At 67.6% G+C, this 2,470-nt stretch carries 1 protein-coding gene; it reads left to right on the forward strand.

Annotation, left to right across the window (positions count from 1 at the left end):
* Positions 1-113 precede the first annotated feature (113 nt).
* Positions 114-2,470, forward strand: a 2,357-nt coding sequence (locus WCB02_RS15575) for a xanthine dehydrogenase family protein molybdopterin-binding subunit (protein WP_423959254.1), incomplete at its 3' end; no start/stop codon positions are given.

A 2,470-nucleotide genomic window follows, 5' to 3' on the forward strand; every position in this document is an offset into this window, starting at 1 on the left:
AGACCGAAGTGATCGCCGATAGCCTGCTGCAGCCGGTGTTCTGCCTGCGCGCCGGCGTTCGCCACGACGCGACCGCCCCGATCCTGCCGCGCGCCGAAGCGGCCTGAGCGGTCATGGCGGACGAACGGAACGTTGCAGACAACAGCGTTTCGGGCGTCGTGACTGGCAGCAAGCAGGGCGTCGGGGCGCGCCTGCTGCGCAAGGAAGACGATCGCCTGATGCGCGGCCGCGGCCAGTTCGTGGCCGACATCCGCCTCGCCGGCCTGCAAGACGTGGCCTTCGTGCGCAGTCCACTTGCGCATGCGCGCATCCGGTCGATCACGGTGCCGGAGCAATTTCGCGAGTTCGTGTTCACTGCGGCCGATCTCGGCGAGGTCAAGCCGATCCGCGCCGTGTCGGGATTGCCGGGCTTCAAGGCATCCGAGCAGCCGGTGCTCGCCACCGGCAAGGTCCGCCACGTCGGCGAACTGGTCGCGATGTGCGTTGCGCCGAGCCGCGCGGAAGCCGAGGACATCGCAGCCGCCGTGACGCTCGAGCTCGAAGAGCTGCCGGCGATCCATGACATGCTGCAGGCGCGCGAAAAGGGTGCCGTGCTGGTGCACGAGCATTGGGGCGACAACGTCTTCCTCGAAAGCGCCTTCGAGGTGAACATTGCCTCCGCCCTCGATGCGCCGATCAAGGTCAGCCGCGAAATCTCCACCGCGCGGCAGTGCATGTCGCCGCTGGAAGGCCGCGGCGTGGTCGCGACCTACGATCACCGGCTCGATCAGTTGACGCTCTTTACCGGCGCGCAGATGCCGCATATCGTGCGCAACGGGCTGTCCGACTGCCTCGGCCTGGAGCAGGGCCGCATCCGCATCGTCTCGCCGGACATCGGCGGCGGCTTCGGCCACAAGGGCATTCTGTTGCCCGAAGAGGTCTGCCTCGCCTGGCTGACCATGCGCCAGGGCCACCCGGTGCGCTGGATCGAGGATCGCCGCGAACATCTGACCGCGAGCGCCAATTGCCGCGAGCATCACTACAAGATCACCGTCTATGCCGATCGCGACGGCCGTTTGCGCGGCATCGACTGCGAGGCGACCGTCGATTCCGGCGCGTATTCGTCCTATCCGTTTTCCGCCTGCCTGGAGGCGGCGCAGGTCGCCAGCATCCTGCCCGGTCCCTATCGGATGCCTTCCTATCGCTGCCGGACCTTTTCGGCCGCGACCAACAAGTGCCCAATCCTGCCCTATCGCGGCGTGGCGCGCACCGGGGTCTGCTTCGCGCTCGAGATCATGCTGGATGCGGTTGCCGTGGAAGCCGGGCTCGAACCCGCCGAGGTGCGATTGCGCAATCTGATCGACGCCGGCGAGATGCCGTTCGACAACATCACCAACAAGCATTTCGACAGCGGCGACTATCCGGAAGCGCTGCGGCGCGCGCTGGCCATGATCGACGTTGCCGCCGTGCGGCAACGCCAACGCGCCGGCGAGGCGGACGGACGATTGATCGGCACCGGCCTGTCGATCTATTGCGAGCAGGCCGCGCACGGCACTTCGGTCTATGCCGGCTGGGGCATTCCGATGGTGCCCGGACACGAACAGGCGCAGGTGCGCATGACACCCGACGGCGGGCTCGAGATCAGGGTCGGCGTGCATTCGCACGGCCAGGGGCTCGAGACCACCTTGGCGCAGGTCGCGCATGAGATTCTCGGCATCGAGACCGCAAAAATCCGCATCATCCATGGCGACACCGCGATCACGCCCTATTCGACGGGGACATGGGGGTCGCGCTCGATGGTGATGGCGGGCGGCGCGGTCGCCGCCACCTGCTCCGAGCTCGCCGAACGCGCCAAGCGCATCGGCGCCAAACTGCTGCAGCTCGATTCCACCGCCGTCGTGCTGCGCGAAGGGCGGGTCACAGGTCCGACTGGCAGTATTGCGCTGGCCGAGATCGCGCACACCTGGTACCGCCGCCCACAGGATCTGCCGGCCGATGTCGATCCCGGCGGCCTCGAACTGACCGGCGGCTACAAGCCGCAGCGCGACAGCGGCACCTTCAGCTACGCGGTGCATGCCGTCACCGTCGCGGTCGATCCCAATCTCGGCGATGTCGAGATCCTCGACTATGTGATCGTCGAGGATGGCGGCGTGCTGGTCAATCCGATGATCGTCGACGGCCAGATCTTTGGCGGGTTGGCGCAAGGCATCGGCACCGCGCTCTACGAGGAGATGCCGTTCGACAGCGCCGGCCAGCCGCTGGCGACCACGCTCGCCGACTATCTGCTGCCGGGGCCGACCGAGGTGCCCGAGCCGCGGCTCGACCATATGGAGACCCCCTCGCCCTATACGACCTTCGGCGTCAAGGGCATCGGCGAAGGCGGCGCGATTGCGCCGCCGGCGGCGATCGCCAACGCGGTCAACGACGCCTTGCGGCCACTCGGCGTCGAGCTGTTGCGTTCGCCGATCACGCCGCAGCGGCTGGTCGAGGC

It is taken from the genome of Bradyrhizobium sp. (assembly GCF_049581145.1).
GTDB lineage: Bacteria > Pseudomonadota > Alphaproteobacteria > Rhizobiales > Xanthobacteraceae > Bradyrhizobium.